Genomic DNA, 16,148 nt, shown 5'->3' on the forward strand with positions numbered 1-16,148 from the left:
CGCGTGACCCTCTCGGCCAGCCCTCGCCACGTCGTCGCCGTCACCGCGCTCGGGACCGAGGTCCACGTCGAGGTCGCCGGTGGCCACGCCGACACCGTCGCCGCCGAGCTGCTGCGCGCGTGGTCGCGCTGCGACGCCCGCCGGGTCGACGACGCGCAGGACCGCAGCGTGCGGGTGGTGGTCGACGACGACCCCGCCGCGATCGAGGACGCGGCCGCGCGTGGCTCGATCGCCGGCCCCAGCGCGTCGGTCGTGGGCGACCAGGTCGCCCTGGCGGTGACCCTCCAGGCGATGGAGGCCAACGAGGGCGACCTCCTCATGCTGCGCGCCGCGGCGGTGGCGGACGCTGAGACAGGTCGGTGCGTCGTGCTGGTCGGACCGGCCGGCAGCGGACGCTCGACGGCGGCACGCACGCTCGCGCGCCACTTCGGCTACGTCACCGACGACACCGTCGCCTTCACCCCCTCGCTCGACCTCCTCCCCTACCGCAAGCCGCTCGGCGTGGGCGAGGCCGCCGAGGGCCTCCGGTCCCCCGACGAGCTCGGCCTGCGCGAGGCGCCCGAGGCCCTGCGTCCGGCAGCCGTGCTGCTGCTGGAGCGCCACAGCGAGGGCTTCGTGCCGCCCGAGCTGACCGAGCTGTCCACCGCCGAGGCCGTGGCCCACCTGTCGGGCAACGCGTCCTACCTGCGCTCGCTCGACAGGCCGCTGCACCGCCTGGCCGCCCTCGTCGAGGAGGTCGGGGCCGTGCACAGGGTCGACTACCGCGAGGCCGACGACCTGGTCGCGGTCACCCAGCAGCTGCTCAACCACCCGACCCCGCGCGACACCGAGCCGGAGCCGGACGAGCCGACCCTCACTGAGCTACTCGGGCGTGCCACCCTCGGCGACGGGCCGAGCGTGCGGTGCGAGGACTTCGTGGACCTCCACGTCAGCGACGGCGTCGGCACCGTGATGCTCGGCGAGACCGTCGTCGCGCTGTCGTTCCTCGCCACGCGCATCGTCACGCTGCTCGGCGACGGAGCGGCCACCCTCGACGAGCTCGCCGAAGCGCTGCTGGTCGAGTTCGGCGAGCCCGAGTCCGGCGACGCCCGGTCACTCGTGGAGACCCACGTCGCCGACCTCGTCGAGGTCGGCGTCCTCACCCGGGCCTGATCCGTGCGCGCCGTCATCCAGCGGGTCCTGTCCGCCGCCGTCCGCGTGGACGGTGAGGTCGTCGGCGAGCTCGACCGGCCGGGGCTGCTGGTCTACGTCGGCGTCACCCACGACGACGGCCCGGCCGAGGTCGCGTGGACGGCCCGCAAGATCTGGGACCTGCGCCTGCTGCGTGAGGAGCAGAGCGCCAGCGACGTCGGCGCGCCCGTGCTGGTCGTCAGCCAGTTCACGCTGTACGGCGACGCGCGCAAGGGCCGCCGGCCCACCTGGCAGGCCGCCGCCCCCGGCCCGGTCAGCGAGCCGCTCTACGACGCCGTCTGCGCTGAGCTCGAGCGCCTCGGCGCCCACGTCGAGCGCGGCCGCTTCGGCGCCGACATGCGCGTCGAGTCCGTCAACGACGGCCCGATCACCCTCGTCCTCGACACCGCCGCCACCGCTGGTTGATCAGCCTCGCTGGTCGAGGAGGTCGCGCAGCGACGCCACCGCTGGTTGAGGAGGTCGCGCAGCGACCGTCTCGAAACCCCTACTCCGAGAACCGGTGGTAGTAGCTGTTGTGCGGGCACTCCCGCCCGTACTTGATCCTGCAGCGCCCCCAGCGCACCGCGCCGACCCCCATTCGCTTCACGCGACGAGTCTGCGACGCCCGCATGCTCGCCCCGCTACAAGACGACCATATTTTACCTACGGGCGCCTGCTCGCGGTGATCGAGGTGCGAGCGCGCCTTCCAAACGCGTTCGAGCTCGCGGCGACACAACCAGCCGCAACAGTGTCGATGGTCAGACTTGCGGCCACGATTGCTGCAGAGGGCAACGTCCGCTTCGAGGGCCAGTTCACGGCCAACATCGAGCGATTCGGGACCGGAGTCGTGCAGGGCAATGCCGCAGTCGACACCGCCGCACTACAGGCTGCGCTCGACGCCAACGCCGGGGTCGTAGTCGTGGTCTACCGGCCAGTGGCGCCTACGAGATCAGCGCGCCCCTGGTCGTCGACAACGGCACCGCCGTCGCGATCGTCGGCTACGGCCGGTCGAGCCGCGTGCAGATCCACTACAGCGGGCCCGGGCACATGCTCAACATCGAGTCGCGCGACCCAACCAACATCGGCCTCTCCATCACCGACGTGTGGCTGGAGAACATCAGCATCGACGGCGGGGAGAACGCCACCTCCGACGGCGCGATCAAACTTCGAAGGCGCCACCACCTCACGCTTAACAAGGTCGACGTGCGCCGGTTCCACAAGGCCGGCGCCGTCGCGATTCGCGTGCACAACGACTTCTCGTTCGCGTTCACCCACTCCGCGGTCCTGTTCAACCTCAACGGCAGCGGCACCGGCACCGGCACCGAGATCGGCGGCTCGTGCGAGCAGGCCACCAACGTCCTCGCCCACGACTTCCACATCCAGCTCAACGCGTTCGGCGTCGACAACACCACCGGCATCACAGGTGGTGGCCTGTCCCTCCGCAACGGCGCGATCCGGGCCAACGCCGCTGCCACCACCGTCCGCTGCACCGGCAAGTTCGCCAACTTGACCTTCGGCCCCGGCCCCCACGTCGAGTCCGAGACCGTCGTCGGGTCGAACACCACCACCGGGTTCAAGTTCTCCGGCGCCTCACTGTTCGCCTCGGTCGTGCGGTTCGAGGGGATCGACTTCTACAACATCAAGACCCCTGTTCGACCTTGACGGTTCGGCGGGCATTCTCCGCAACACCACCATCGACAACATCTACGCCACCGCCTTGGCTGGGCTCGCGGGCACCACGTTCAAGCTCAAGAAACGTCGGCGCCCGCGTCCGCTTGGGCAACACCAGATCCCCTCGACCGAGTACACGACGCTCTTCGACGGGACGAACACCGATCTGGCTGACCCGGTGTTCGTCCAGGCCACCGCGTTCGGTGCGGTCGGCATCGGCTCCCCGTCCTGTCGCACCAGCTCCGGTGGCCTGTTCAGTTGCTCGACTCCGCAGCCTCCGAGATTGTCGCCGCGACTATCGAGCTGCCTCGCTCGTGGAACAACTACGCGATCGACGCGGTGTGGACCAACGTTGGCGCCTGGGCAGGGAATGTCGTGCTCCGCTGCGACAACGCGACCAGGGGGACCGGCGAGACCATCGCCACCCCCGGCTCCGCGGTGCCAGTCACGGCCGCCGCGGGCGCCGCGGGCGTCATCATGACCACCACGCTGATAGCCTCCGCCCCGAACACGACAGGCGAGCTCCTGGTCCTAGGCGTGGTGCGCGCGGGAGCCGATGCCGCCGACACGCTGGCCAACGACATCGGCCTACTCGGCTTGCGACTTCGCCGCGCCGGCTGAGCGCAGGACGCGCTTCAACCGCTCCGTTACAGCCGGAACGATGAGCTTCTGGTACTGCGGTGTGATGTGGACCTGGTCGCTTTTCATCGGAGTAGACCCCACGAACGCGGGACACAGATCGTCGGCACAGAACCAGTGGCGGCTGTCGACGAACTGGCCTCCGACGTTGGACGCTATGTCCTTCTCCGCGGCGGCCTGCTGAAGCCACTGTCCCGTCACCTCGCTGATGCAGCGTGACGGACTACCCAGGCGCGAGTAGCAGTCCGCCAGGTTCAGGTCTGACGGCGGCGGCGACAGCATCACGATGGCCCCGACGCTGTCTTCGAGCTCCTTGAGCAACTTCGTCGAGCTGGCTTTCCATTCCTCAGGCGTCAGGGGTTCCTCAGACCCGATGGGGACCCGCGGTTCGTAGGTGTTCGTCACGAACACCACGTCTGCCTCGAGCTGCTTGATGGCTGCTGTCGCTTGAGCCTTGCGGTCTTCGCAGGCGGCCGTAATGGCAGCGTCCGGATTGGAGATCAGCGTGGACGTGTAGGCGCAGCCGAACGTGCCGGCCGAGGTGAGCGACCAGTCGCTCGGGAGCGCATCGCGCAGCACCGAGACGTAGGTCATAGAGACGGAGTCGCCGACAATTACGGCCTTCCGGCTCGGAGAGTCCGGTCCCCAAGTGCACGCCGCGACGTCGAGGGTGCCGCGCTGGCCACACGGCATCACGTCTGCCGGCGCCTCAGGCTGGTTGATCGCCTCGTCCATGCTCGGCTCGGCCCTGCGAGGCCAAGCCTCGGCCTGGAGCGCCTCACGGATGTCGATCTGGAGCCCAGCGAGCGCCGGACTGAACCGCTGCACCGCGACATCCTGTTCGATCGCTCGCTGCTCGGATGCGTCCAGCGCATCCACCGGCGCGATGGGCCTTAGAAGAGAAATGCACATCGCGACAACACACAGCGCTAATGCGCTCAACCACAGGGCGCCAAGGCCCTCCCACGGGTTCTCCCGAGCAGTACCCCGCGGCTCGAGCCAAGACGACTTCCGCACGGGGTCCTCGAGCAGGTGGTACGAGTAGACAGAAACGACGAGGATAAGAACCCCGAGGGCTGCGAGGGCCTGCGGCGATTCCCCGATGACCGCTACGCCCAAGATGCTGATGGGGAAGTGCCAAAGGTACAGCGAGTAGGAGATGTCCCCGACGTAGCCGCTCACCCGGTTCGTCAGCGGGAAGATCGGCGCTTGACTGTCCCGCTCGGCGAACGTCCCGGCCGCAATCACCAGTGCTGTCGCCAAGACGGGCAACGCGGCCCAGGGGGCGGGGAAGGTGGAGGCGGGCGTGACGACCCATAGGGAGGCGGTCATCGCGGCCAGGCCAGCCCAAGCCAGGGCGGGTCGTACTGCGTCGGGGATGCGGTGAGCAACGGGGGCGGCCACCGCAAGCAGAGCCCCCACTCCTAGTTCCCACACGCGCGAGAAGGTCGAGAAATACGCCTGATTCGGGTTGACGGCGCTCTCGTACAGCGCCCAAACGAAGGACGCCAGCGTGACCACAAGCAGCACGGCGCCGACGAAGCGGCGTGCCTGCCTTACCGGCACATGACGACGCGCCAACAAGGCTAGGATCCCCAGCATGACCCACGGCCATACGAAGTAAAACTGCTCTTCGACCGAAAGCGACCAGTAGTGCTGAATTGGCGACACCGGTCCGTCGGCCTGGAAGTAATCCGTCGACTGGGCGGCGAATCGCCAGTTGCCCGCGAACAGGGCGGCCCATACGGCGTCGGTCGCGGTGGATCTCGCCCGGCCCTGCCCAAAGATGACTGCGGAGGCCGCCACGGTCACGGCCAGAACTACTAGGGCTGCCGGCAGGATGCGCTTCGCTCGGCGGCGGTAGAAGGCAAGGAACGAGATGCGGCCAGTCTTCTCGTGCTCTCGGAGCAGCAGGCCCGTGATGAGGAAGCCGGAGATCACAAAGAAGACGTCGACACCGACGAAGCCACCCGCCGGCCAGTGAACGAGGTGGTCAAGGATCACCGCGATTACCGCGAACGCCCGGAGACCCTGGATGTCCCAGCGGCCGCTGGAGGCGCGTGGTCGCCGGCCGAGCAGATGCCTACTAGCGTGCGGGCAGCGGTCGTATTTGCGCCGACAGCGGAGTTCTTCGTGCCAGCGCGTGCGAAGGTCAGTCATTCGTTCCTCGAGAAGTAAGCGTCTTATGGCCAGGCCGCGGCTACTGCCGGCGCAAGCGCTGGAGTCCCCGGCTCCGCGCCCCACGCTTCGCCTATCTCGCGCCCCCGGAGAAGGGTAAATGAACTAGCCGGATGCTGTTAGTCGGTTCCGCGCAGACGGAGCCCCTTATGACCCGAACAGCGGCAGGCGCCCGAAGTGTCTGTCTTAATGCGCATCACTGGGCGGCGCCGGTAGTCGCCGTGGACTCCCGCGCCGAACTCATTGCGGGCCGGTCTCCCACACCCGCGCCCAGTCGACCTCCATGGTCTCGGGCAGCTTGCCGTTGAAACGCGGCAGCTCGTAGTCCGACGACAGCAGGCTGAGGATGAGGAACTCTGGCTTGCCCGAGCTCACGCCCTTCAGCCGCTGGGTGACCTTGTCGTCGATGCGGAAGACGTACTCCTCGGGCGTCCACTCCACGGAGAACACGTGGTACTCCTCGGCCCAGTCGTCACCCAGCTCGTCGGCGTTCGGCAGCCAGTCGCCGACGGTCTGCTTCTTCCCCTTCTTGTCGAGGAAGTAGGTGAAGCTGGTCAGGCCGCCCTCGGGGTGGTCGTCGCCGAAGTACTCGATGACGTCGATCTCGGCGCCACCCTTCTTCGGGCCACCGGTCTGCTGGCCGCCGACGGCCTGCATCCAGAAGGCCGCGTGCTGCCCGCGGGAGGCCTGCGTCCTGATGCGGGCGGCGGCGAAACCGTAGGTGAAGGCATAGCTGCCTTCGGTGCCGACGTGGCCGTTGAGCCGGTAGGGGAACTTCTTACGCCGGCCGGGCAGCTGGCACTCGTCACCCTTGCGGTCGGGGTCGGCGAGCACGCTGAGCTCGAGCACGCCGTCGGTGACCTCGGCGGCGTCGGCGCTGGCCCGCGAGCACGTACGGACGCCGATGTAGCCCTGGTCGCGGGTCACCCACGTGGCGCCCTCCCCGTCGACGGTGTCGGGGTTGTCGAAGTCGTCGGTGAAGGTGGCTTCGGGCGCGTCGTCGGTCGAGACTTCCGCGCCGATGGCGTCGTCGCCGTCGCCGACCAGCACGTGGAGGTCGCCGGACTCGCGGCTGGTGAGCGAGACGTGGCCCTTGCCATCGGTCTCCTCCTCGTCGACCTCGCTCCAGCCATCGTCGCCCTTCGCGACCAGGACGACCGAGGTTCCCTCGTCGACGTCGGCGATCGTGGCGTCCACCACCCAGGCGGCGTCGTCGGCGGACTCGACGTCCTCGCCGTTGGCCGCCAGCTGTGGCAGCACCTGCGCGGTGACGCTGTCGTTCTTGTCGTACGACGGCGGCGTGGCCTCGCCGTCGGAGGAGCTGCAGCCGGTCACGAGCAGGGCGCCTGCGAGTGCGGCGGAGATGAGCGTGGGGGTGTTCCGCATGCGCGCCATTGTGTCGAAGGCACAGTGCACCGGACCAATCGTCCGGCTCCCCCTGTATGGGGGCGAAGCGGTCAGCCGGCGTACCGACCCGCGCCCACGGACACGGCCGCGTGTCCACGGCGGGACGCGCACAGCACTCGGGCCTCGTGCGGCCAACGCGACGCAGCGGTGCGCCGGGACTCGATGCGTGAAAGGTACGCCACGCGGCCCGCGTCGGCGGCCGCCGCTCGGCCGACGATCGCCGGGGCGACGTGACCCGCCGCGAACATCCGACCGACCACCAGCGCGGCGGGCACGGACAGCACGATCCACGCTGCGACGACCAGGACGACCGAGAGGACCATGACCACCTGTTACCCCCCTCACACGCGGACTAATCCTTCTGAGCGCGGAAATGTGACAGCCCTGTCACAGGAAGCTCGGAAGTTCGTCTCTGCCAGTCACCGGCAGTGCGAATCGTCCGTAGGGCGACCCGTCGCTACGATGATGGCTGCTGTCCCCGAGAGAGGCCGTCGCTAACGCCATGACCAACACCCACGTCGACTACCAGCTGAGTCAGTTGGACCAGCTCGAGGCCGAGTCGATCCACATCTTCCGTGAGGTCGCTGCCGAGTTCGAGAAGCCGGTCCTGATGTTCTCCGGCGGTAAGGACTCCATCGTCATGCTCCGCCTGGCGGAGAAGGCGTTCTTCCCGGCCAAGCTCCCGTTCCCGCTGTTGCAGGTCGACACCGGCCTGGACTTCGACGAGGTGCTGTCCACGCGCGACTCGTGGGTCGAGCGCCTCGGTGCGCGGATGATCGTGGCCACCATCGACGAGGCCATTGCCGCCGGGCATGTGGTCGATGACGGCAAGACCAGCCGCAACCGGATGCAGATCGGCACCCTGCTGGGTGCGATCGAGGAGAACGGGTTCACCGCCGCGTTCGGTGGCGGCCGCCGTGATGAGGAGAAGGCGCGGGCGAAGGAGCGCGTGTACTCCCACCGTGACGACTTCGGTCAGTGGGACCCGAAGATGCAGCGTCCCGAGCTGTGGAGCCTGTACAACGGCCGCATCCACGCCGGTGAGCACATGCGGATCTTCCCGCTGTCGAACTGGACTGAGCTCGACATCTGGCACTACATCCACCGCGAGCAGATCGAGATCCCCTCGATCTACTTCGCCCACGAGCGTGAGGTCATCGAGCGCGACGGCATGCTCCTGTCCCTCGGCCCGGAGATCCAGCCCAAGGGCAACGAGCAGGTCGAGAAGAAGATGGTGCGGTTCCGCACCGTGGGTGACCGTACCCAGACCGGCTGCGTGGAGTCCGAGGCCACCGACACTGCCTCGATCATCGACGAGATCGCCATCGCCCGCGTCACCGAGCGGGGCGCCACCCGTGGCGACGACCGCTTCTCCGAGGCCGCCATGGAAGACCGCAAGAAGGAAGGCTACTTCTGATGGCCAGCACCACCCCCCAGACCAATTCCCAGGCGGACGCCCACACCGCTGCGCAGGGTGAGATGGACCTGCTCCGGTTCGCGACCGCCGGTTCGGTCGACGACGGCAAGTCCACCCTGATCGGGCGGCTGCTGCTGGACTCGAAGTCGATCTTCGAGGACCAGCTCGAGGCAGTCGAGTCCACGTCGCAGTCCAAGGGCTACGACTACACCGACCTCGCGCTGCTCACCGACGGGCTGCGTTCGGAGCGGGAGCAGGGCATCACCATCGACGTGGCGTATCGCTACTTCGCGACGCCGGCACGCAAGTTCATCATCGCCGACACCCCCGGGCACATCCAGTACACCCGCAACATGGTCACCGGCGCCTCGACCGCCGACCTGGGCCTGGTGCTCGTGGATGCGCGTCAGGGGTTGACCGAGCAGTCGCGTCGTCACGCGGTGCTGCTGTCGCTGTTGCGCGTCCCGCACCTGGTGCTGGCGATCAACAAGATGGACCTCGTCGACTGGTCGCAGGAGGTTTACGAGAAGATCCACCGCGAGTTCACCACCTTCGCGACCAAGCTCAACATCCCCGACCTCGAGGTCATCCCGATCTCGGCGCTGCAGGGCGACAACGTCGTCAACCGCTCCGAGAACACCCCGTGGTACTCCGGGCCCACGCTGATGCACCACCTCGAGCACGTCCACGTCGCCTCCGACCGCGACCTGGTCGACACCCGCTTCCCGGTTCAGTACGTCATCCGCCCCAAGTCGGACGCCTACCACGACTTCCGCGGCTACGCCGGCCAGGTCGCCGGCGGGGTGCTGAAGAAGGGCGACGAGGTCGTCGTCCTCCCCTCCGGCATGACCTCGACCATCTCGAGGGTCGAGCTGTTCGACCAAGAGATCGCTGAGGCGTTCCCGCCCATGAGTGTGACGATCCACCTCGAGGACGACGTCGACGTCTCCCGCGGCGACATGATCGCCCGGCCGAAGAACGCGCCCAAGCCCAGCCAGGACATCGACGCGATGATCTGCTGGATGACCAACGAACCTCTCCGCCCGCGGCAGAAGCTCGCTATCAAGCACACCACCCGCACCGGCCGCGCGATGGTCAAGGACATCCAGTACCGCCTCGACGTCAACAGCCTGCACCGCGACCAAGAAGCCGGAGAGCTCGCCCTCAACGAGATCGGCCGCGTCCAGCTCCGCACCACCGTCCCCCTGCTGTGCGACCCCTACTCCAAGAACCGCACCACCGGCTCGTTCATCCTGATCGACGAGGCCACGGGCGTCACCGTCGGCGCCGGCATGATCAACAGCGCGAGCTAGGGGCGGCATGGGGGCCGAAGGCAGCGGTGGACTTGAGAGTGCACCAAAACGAATCCTCATTGCGAATAAGTACTGGCGGCCAGCCGGTGGCGTCGAAAACCACGCCTTCGCCGTCAAAGAAGCACTCGAGTCTATGGGGCACGAGGTATTTCCATTCGCCATGAGCGAACCGGACACGCTTCCTGCCCCACACGGCGACCTGTTCCCTTCTAGCGTCGACTTCCGAAACGAAGGATTTGGGAACAAACTGTCCGCACTGGGACGCGCGACTCTAAGTATCGGCGCCCGCAAGGACTTCAAATCGTTCCTGGATGAAGTTGAGCCCGATGCTGCCTACGTGCTCCACGTGTATCATCAATTGGGAATGCCGATCTTGAACGTCTTGTCAGATCGAGGCATCCCAACAATCTTGAGCCTGCACGACTACAAGATCTCATGCCCCAACTACCGCCTATTCTCCGAGCGCACGCAACGAGTATGCACGCGTTGCCTTGACTCCAAGTACGCCTACCTCACCGCGCCAATCAAGGAGCGTTGCTGGGACAACAGCGTCGGCGCCGGCGTCGCACTCTCAGCCGAGGCCTTATTTACTAAGGCGATGGGCAGCTATGGGAAAGCTGACGTCATCTCGGTCCTGAATGATCTCCAAGAGCACAGCGTCCGAGTTTCGGGGGTTCAGCGGCCCATCATGCGCCTGCCGCACCCCGTTGCACAACTCGGTGACCGCGAGAAAACAGATCGTAAAACCTTCTTATACGTAGGTCGCCTCGTTCCTGAAAAAGGTATCGATGACCTCATCCGCGCAGTGGCTATGACAGGGCATACGCTCCGTATCGTTGGAGATGGACGTTCCGGCGAGGAGCTAAGCAACCTTGCCGAGCAAATGCATGCTGACGTGGAGTTTGTTGGATCGCTCGATGCAGCGGGTGTGGCGCGCGAGTATGCGCAAGCCGTCGCCCTCGTGGTTCCCTCAACCTGGCACGAAGTCAGTCCGTTGGTTGTGTACGAGGCCATCGCGAACGATGTCCCTGTCATCGCTACCGCAATGGGTGGCATGGTCGATCAACTGCGGGACGGTCGTGGGTACCTAGTACCTCCCAATGACCCGGACGCAATTGCAGCCGCGCTCAACGAGGTTTTCGGTGACCAAGTTGCCGCGCAACGAGTTAGCGGACGGGCCCGCAACCATATGCGCGAGACTCAGTCGCCCGAACAGTGGGTCGAGTCTCTACGCGCCCTGTTCCAAGCAGTCGATGTCGAGATCTAGGACTTCGGGCGGGCGAGCGATCGCGCGAACTCACATTACCGGCGCTGGGATCGCAGCTACAACCGCGACAATCCTCTTCGCTCTACTTTGGCTGGTACTTCCTGCGACACAGAGCCAACTTGGGTATGCGAACTTGCGCCTTGGCGTCCTCCTCCTAGCACCTCCGCTGGTCGCGTTTGCGCATCAATTGACTCATCGCGAGGTGGACGTCCTATCTCCATGGATTCTCCTGCCGCTCACAACGTGGCTAACCTTCGCCGCTGGACCCACCGTTCTTCTTGCATCCAACCAACCAGCCGAGGCCGAGTTGCTAGTCGACACTCTGTCGATTGGCGCTCTTAGCTATTTCTTGGGGGTTTTCACCAGTCTCAATTGGGCTCGACAAAGAAGGCGACCGACGTCTGTGCCCCCAGTCAGTCGACGCGCGATCCTTATTCCTTTCGCCGTCGGCGCCTGCGCTATGGCCTGGTACTGGGCGCGAGCGGGCGGGATCCCTGCTATCGGACCCGACTCAGAAACCGCGCGGATTGCGGCGCTCACCGGCAGCGGGATCCCCTTCTACCTGTCCATGCTGCTCATGGTTTCAGTTTGGATCATGGCGGCTGGAAGGTCTGACTTGCCTCGCCCGATTCAACTTTCACTGGCATTCGTTGCAGTGGTATTGCTCGCTTCAACGGGATGGCGCAACGTACCGTTCGCGCTCCTAGCAGTTTCACTCCTGCTGCTCTTCTACCGCAGGGTTGTATCGTTGCGCACCCTGATTCTGGGCGTAGTCATGGCAGTAGTCGGAGCGGTTGGTTTCGGTATCTATAGGGCCGTCTCGTCCGGGATTACACACTACGAAACATCCAAACTCGCCCTAAATGGGCAATACGGTGCCGCTATTTGGGTGTACCTGCGAGATTACACGGCGACATTTAGTCGGAACTTAGTCGATGTGGTTCAACTTGCGGAGAGGTCAGTTCCCGAATGGGGCGAAACGTTTGTTTGGAACATTCTTGCACTCATGCCAGGGTCGGACCGCGAGCCATTCGACCTCGTCCTAAAGCAGCGTCTTGGTCTCGGATTTCAAGGTGGCGGGCTGCCACCAACGATGATGGGCGAACTATTGCTCAATTTTGGCCAAGTGGGCTTAATAATCGGCATGTTCCTTATCGGAATTTTGGCTTCACGCGTGCACGGTATGTTGTCATCTTCATCTATGGCGGCTCGCATTGTCGCCGCCCTCACGCTATATTTCATGGTCTCGGCTATCCGAGGCGGAATCGGCAACGTTCTTTTCAACGTGCTTTGGCTCTCATTAGCAACTGTAGCGATTCTCGCTATTCTATCTCCCGAGACCTCCGAGCGTGTTAAACGCTAAAAGGCTCTGCGCCGCCGCCCTCCCAGCTGATCAAGCGATTTACGCCGCCACCACGCTCCTAGCGACGGTTCTTGGAGCACACTCACTCGGCGTCGAGGACTTTGGTGAGTACGCGCTCGTCGCAGCGATGGCGTCGCTCGGTGTTGGCCTCAGCCGTGCTGTCTCGAGTGACATAGTTCTCCTAGAGCACCGCCGCCCTCAAGAACTGGCGCTGGCCCCACTTTTTCGATGCCTCCTCGTCTCTGCATTCGTGACCGCCTCCTGCGCCGCAGTAGCTGTGGTCGCGTTTCAGTGGACGCATATCTGGCTACTTCTAGGAATTCCTGCCCTCTTTTTGCAGGATTTTGCGCGGTTCACGTATATCGCTACGGGGCGAACGCACCTGTCACTCATCGTCGACGTGCTGTGTTTGGCAGCCCTGACCGTAAGTGGCCTAACCCTTCAAGATCACGTTGCTAGTCCGGCAGGTTGGATAGCGTTGTGGTCACTCGCGGCATTCGCTGGTGTGACCATTGCGTTGGCCGACGGACTTAGACCGTCTATGAAGCCATCAGCTACAAAGGGGCCGATCATTGATGCGCGATCCATAAAGCTTGGCGCCGACTACTCGATTGGCGCGCTGACCTTACAGATCCCGCTCTGGACTATTGCTTCGACCGTCGGGCCGGTCGGAGTAGCAGCGCTTCGTGGAGCAGACTTGCTCCTCGGCCCCCTGCGGGTACTTGGAACAGCTGTCTACGCGAGCGTGCTTCGGTCAGGTCGCGTGGCGTCCGGACTTCGTGCGCACTTCGCCATCGTCGGGCCGTTGCAGGCCGTCACCGTCGTTTGGGGTGTCGTGTTGATGACCTTGCCAGGTTTGGGAATGCTCCTACTGGACTCCGCTTGGCCCGTCGTCCGACCTATCGTCCCAATTGTGCTGACCGGTTTCTGCGCCGTCCTAGTAACTCAGGTACAGTCCGCTCATCTGAAAATCCTGCGGCGCGAGCGCGACCTAATTTGGCTAAGACTTGGCGTTGCGGGAACATCACTCGTACTCAGCGTCGGCGGAGCGCTTGTCGGAGGCGTAATTGGAGCCGCCCTCGGCGCGACGATCACGTCGATTCTAGCCGCGGCCGCTTGGTCTTTTGCCACGCAGAAAACACTAGAGGGTTAACATGAACGAGATTGTGGTTAGCGAAGCCTACAGTGCGAGCAACCTTGGGGATCTGGAGCTCGTTCGCCAGTCAGTGAACGTCGTCTCTGCTACGACCGACAGCGACTTCTACTTGGTTGCTGTGCATCCGGACTCGTTCCCCGACCTCGGACAGCGCCTCGCACTGCCGCGGATCTTCGACCGGCTTGAGTACCGCAAACGATCGGGCGCGGCCCGCGCCGCACTGATCATGTCCTGGGGCCTGAGGCTCGCCGTTCTTTCGTTCATCGCGATCGTTCCGAGCCTGTCGGCGAGAAGACGTCTCGCAGGGCTCTTCCCAAATGCGGCAGTTCGCGCCTACGCCCGTAGCCGACGAGTCGTTGCAGTGGGTGGCGGGTACATCGGCGATCAGTACCGGGCGGAGACTCTGTTGGTTGCTTGGACCTGGTGGTGGTCGTGCAGAGTTGTGGGCCAGGTAGAGACGATGCCGATCTCGTACGAGATCGACAATCCCCGGTTGGGCCGAGTCTTCGCCCGGCTCGCGAAGAACGTCACTATGAGTGCGCGTGACAGCGCGTCGCATCGACGCATGGCCACCCACGGTCTTGAAGCCCGCCTGATTCCCGACCTTGCTTTTCTCAATGCGAGGCCGAGCGCCGGCAGCGTCTCGGGAGGGCACGAACCCGATAGATACTTCGTCTCCCTAGTCGGGCGTGATTACCTCGACCCGCGCCAGTTGGATCGCGTGGTAGACAATGTAGTTGCGACCCTTGAGCGCGCAGGGGCGTCCTCCGTGGGCCTCGTTGCAATGCATGCACCGCTCGGCAACTCTGGAATCGGGGCAGATTGGGAGGCACTCGATGTCTTAGCAGCAAGACTGCGCTCGGCCGACATCGGTTCTTCGCGGGTCGTCGTTGACAGTTATGGCGAATTGATCGATGTTCTAGCAGGCGGCCGGGCCCTCATCGCAGCTAGGATGCACGCGGGAATTGCTGGGTTGTGCGCGGGACTTCCCGTAATGCTTCTCGCATACGAGGATAAGCACTTTGCGATGGCACGCGATCGGGGCCTGGAGCAGCACTGCATCGACATCCGGTCAGAGCGCGAACTTTTCGTGAACTGTTTCGGGCGGACGATGGCGACCGATGCATCGGTCTTTGCCAACAGCGCAAGTGAAGCCAAGAGGCACGTTCAACGTGCCTTTGGTCCGGGAGCGGCTCGCGCTTGAGGAAGGCCGATAGTTGTTTCATGGGCGCGCCAAAGGACCGCACGCGGGACTGCTGCACGGTAGGTGAGATCTGAATCTGTGTCGATGTGTCGGCGCTGGAAGGATGTTCACTATGCCAAAGGCGTTCCCCAAGGAGTTCCGCGAGGACGTGATCCGGGTCTACAAGGACTCGGATGCCTCGATGGCCCAGGTCGCGAAGGACTTCGGCATCTCGCCGTCGTGTCTGAAGCGGGGGCTGTCGATCGACGAACGAGACTCCAGATCGTGCCGCCCCTGCGAGTGAGTCCGATGCGCTGCGTGAGGCGAACAAGCGGATCAAGCTCCTAGAGCAGGAGAACGAGGTCCTGCGTCGCGCGGCCGCCTACCTCTCGCAGGCCAACATGCCGGGAAAATGATGTACCCGCTCGTCCGCGAGCTGTCCGCCAAGGACACCCCGCTGCGGGTGCCCGTGGCGGTGACGTGCCGGGTGCTCAGGATCGCCCGCCAGCCCTACTACCGCTGGCTGAAGTGCCCGGTCACCGACGCCGAACTGACCGCGGCCTACCGGTCCAACGCGTTGTTCGACGCCCACCGCGACGACCCCCGAGTTCGGCTACCGATTCCTGGTTGACGAAGCTGAGGAGGCTCGCGAGTCGATGGCCGAGCGGGCGGCTTGGAGGATCTGCTCCGAGTTGGGTTGGTGGTCCTCGCACGGCAAGAAGCCAGGGCCGCCGGTCCACGACGACCTGTGCGCCGTCGTTGACAAGTAGGGCGTGACCCGGCACGAGTTCAAGGCCGAGGGCTCGAACGAGCTCTGGCTCAGCGACATCACCGAGCACTGGACCGGCGAAGGCAAGCTCTATGTCTGCGCGATCAAGGACGTCTAGTCCAACCGGATCGTCGGCTACTCCATCGACTCACGGATGAAGTCGTCGCTGGCGGTCGCTGCGCTGAACAACGCCGTCGCCCGCCGCCGCTTCGAAGGTGGTGATGTGGCCGGCTGTGTGGTCCACACCGACCGCGGGTCCCAGTTCCGGAGCAGGAAGTTCGTCCACGCGATCAACCGTCACTCGATGGCCGGCTCCATGGGCCGAGTCGGCGCAGCCAGCGACAACGCAGCCATGGAGTCCTTCTTCGCACTGCTGCACAAGAACGTCCTCAACAGCGGCTCTTGGGCCACGCGAGAGGAGCTGCGGATCGCGATCGTCAGGTGGATCGAGAAGACCTACCACCGCCGTCGGAGGCAGGCAACTCTCGGACGATTGACCCCGATCGAATACGAGCTGATCATGACCCCAGCCGCCACCCAAGCGGCCTAACCAAAAACTGTCACCCGTTCGTGCAGCAGTCCGGTCCGAGGTCAGGGCACCTAGTGCTCTGGCCA

At 64.9% G+C, this 16,148-nt stretch carries 12 protein-coding genes and 1 pseudogene; 10 read left to right on the plus strand and 3 right to left on the minus strand.

Features of this window, described 5'->3' with window-relative positions; all coding sequences use genetic code 11:
• The first annotated feature begins 3 nt into the window (after nucleotides 1-3).
• The 4 genes from ACNKF0_RS19670 (at nucleotide 4) to ACNKF0_RS19685 (ending at nucleotide 3,462) form a co-directional block, all read left to right on the plus strand.
• Nucleotides 4-1,152, plus strand: coding sequence for a hypothetical protein (locus ACNKF0_RS19670; protein ID WP_416954504.1), 1,149 nt, complete (start codon nucleotides 4-6; stop codon nucleotides 1,150-1,152).
• A gap of 3 nt (nucleotides 1,153-1,155) precedes the next feature.
• Nucleotides 1,156-1,596 carry a D-aminoacyl-tRNA deacylase gene (gene dtd / locus ACNKF0_RS19675; RefSeq protein ID WP_416954505.1) on the plus strand — a complete coding sequence of 147 codons (441 nt, stop codon included), beginning with the start codon at nucleotides 1,156-1,158 and terminating at the stop codon, nucleotides 1,594-1,596.
• Nucleotides 1,597-2,187: 591 nt separating this feature from the next.
• Entirely contained in the window at nucleotides 2,188-2,832 is a 645-nt protein-coding gene (locus tag ACNKF0_RS19680; protein ID WP_416954506.1) for a hypothetical protein, read from the plus strand.
• Nucleotides 2,833-3,099: 267 nt separating this feature from the next.
• Nucleotides 3,100-3,462: a hypothetical protein gene (locus ACNKF0_RS19685; RefSeq protein WP_416954507.1), complete on the plus strand. Its 363-nt coding sequence runs from the start codon at nucleotides 3,100-3,102 to the stop codon at nucleotides 3,460-3,462.
• Here ACNKF0_RS19685 and ACNKF0_RS19690 read toward each other — a convergent pair.
• From ACNKF0_RS19690 to ACNKF0_RS19700, 3 genes are all read right to left on the minus strand, one after another.
• Nucleotides 3,430-5,640 (minus strand): acyltransferase family protein, encoded by a 2,211-nt coding sequence (locus ACNKF0_RS19690; protein ID WP_416954508.1) that lies wholly within the window; start codon nucleotides 5,638-5,640, stop codon nucleotides 3,430-3,432. The genes ACNKF0_RS19685 and ACNKF0_RS19690 overlap by 33 nt on opposite strands.
• A 258-nt stretch (nucleotides 5,641-5,898) precedes the next feature.
• Nucleotides 5,899-7,044 carry a family 16 glycosylhydrolase gene (locus ACNKF0_RS19695; protein WP_416954509.1) on the minus strand — a complete coding sequence of 382 codons (1,146 nt, stop codon included), beginning with the start codon at nucleotides 7,042-7,044 and terminating at the stop codon, nucleotides 5,899-5,901.
• A 71-nt stretch (nucleotides 7,045-7,115) separates the two neighbouring features.
• Nucleotides 7,116-7,388, minus strand: a complete 273-nt coding sequence (locus ACNKF0_RS19700) for a hypothetical protein (protein ID WP_416954510.1) — start codon at nucleotides 7,386-7,388, stop codon at nucleotides 7,116-7,118.
• Between the two features lie 179 nt (nucleotides 7,389-7,567).
• Here ACNKF0_RS19700 and cysD point away from each other — a divergent pair, with 179 nt between their 5' ends.
• The 6 genes and pseudogenes from cysD (at nucleotide 7,568) to ACNKF0_RS19730 (ending at nucleotide 16,083) form a co-directional block, all read left to right on the plus strand.
• Complete coding sequence (cysD, locus tag ACNKF0_RS19705) at nucleotides 7,568-8,482, plus strand: sulfate adenylyltransferase subunit CysD (protein ID WP_416954511.1); 915 nt, start codon at nucleotides 7,568-7,570, stop codon at nucleotides 8,480-8,482.
• 62 nt (nucleotides 8,483-8,544) lie between these two features.
• Entirely contained in the window at nucleotides 8,545-9,795 is a 1,251-nt protein-coding gene (gene cysN / locus ACNKF0_RS19710) for a sulfate adenylyltransferase subunit CysN (RefSeq protein ID WP_416958586.1), read from the plus strand.
• A 7-nt stretch (nucleotides 9,796-9,802) separates the two neighbouring features.
• A complete protein-coding gene (locus ACNKF0_RS19715; RefSeq protein ID WP_416954512.1) occupies nucleotides 9,803-11,062 on the plus strand; it encodes a glycosyltransferase in 1,260 nt (419 codons plus the stop codon).
• Entirely contained in the window at nucleotides 11,049-12,425 is a 1,377-nt protein-coding gene (locus ACNKF0_RS19720; RefSeq protein ID WP_416958587.1) for an oligosaccharide repeat unit polymerase, read from the plus strand. Before ACNKF0_RS19715 ends, ACNKF0_RS19720 begins: the two co-directional genes overlap by 14 nt.
• 1,154 nt (nucleotides 12,426-13,579) lie before the next feature.
• Complete coding sequence (locus ACNKF0_RS19725) at nucleotides 13,580-14,785, plus strand: polysaccharide pyruvyl transferase family protein (protein ID WP_416954513.1); 1,206 nt, start codon at nucleotides 13,580-13,582, stop codon at nucleotides 14,783-14,785.
• Nucleotides 14,786-14,897: 112 nt separating this feature from the next.
• Nucleotides 14,898-16,083 (plus strand): annotated as a pseudogene (locus ACNKF0_RS19730) (IS3 family transposase).
• Nucleotides 16,084-16,148: the final 65 nt, after the last annotated feature.

Origin of the sequence: Nocardioides sp. T5, from assembly GCF_048161455.1 — a bacterium.
Taxonomy (GTDB): Bacteria; Actinomycetota; Actinomycetes; order Propionibacteriales; family Nocardioidaceae; genus Nocardioides.

Excerpts from the sequence above, each read along its gene's own strand:
- ACNKF0_RS19725 (WP_416954513.1), top strand. The coding sequence starts at position 13,580 with ATGAACGAGATTGTGGTTAGCGAAGCCTACAGTGCGAGCAACCTTGGG.
- cysD (WP_416954511.1), top strand. The coding sequence starts at position 7,568 with ATGACCAACACCCACGTCGACTACCAGCTGAGTCAGTTGGACCAGCTC.
- ACNKF0_RS19700 (WP_416954510.1), bottom strand. The coding sequence starts at position 7,388 with ATGGTCCTCTCGGTCGTCCTGGTCGTCGCAGCGTGGATCGTGCTGTCC.
- ACNKF0_RS19690 (WP_416954508.1), bottom strand. The coding sequence starts at position 5,640 with ATGACTGACCTTCGCACGCGCTGGCACGAAGAACTCCGCTGTCGGCGC.
- ACNKF0_RS19695 (WP_416954509.1), bottom strand. The coding sequence starts at position 7,044 with ATGCGGAACACCCCCACGCTCATCTCCGCCGCACTCGCAGGCGCCCTG.
- cysN (WP_416958586.1), top strand. The coding sequence starts at position 8,545 with ATGGACCTGCTCCGGTTCGCGACCGCCGGTTCGGTCGACGACGGCAAG.
- ACNKF0_RS19715 (WP_416954512.1), top strand. The coding sequence starts at position 9,803 with ATGGGGGCCGAAGGCAGCGGTGGACTTGAGAGTGCACCAAAACGAATC.
- ACNKF0_RS19720 (WP_416958587.1), top strand. The coding sequence starts at position 11,049 with ATGTCGAGATCTAGGACTTCGGGCGGGCGAGCGATCGCGCGAACTCAC.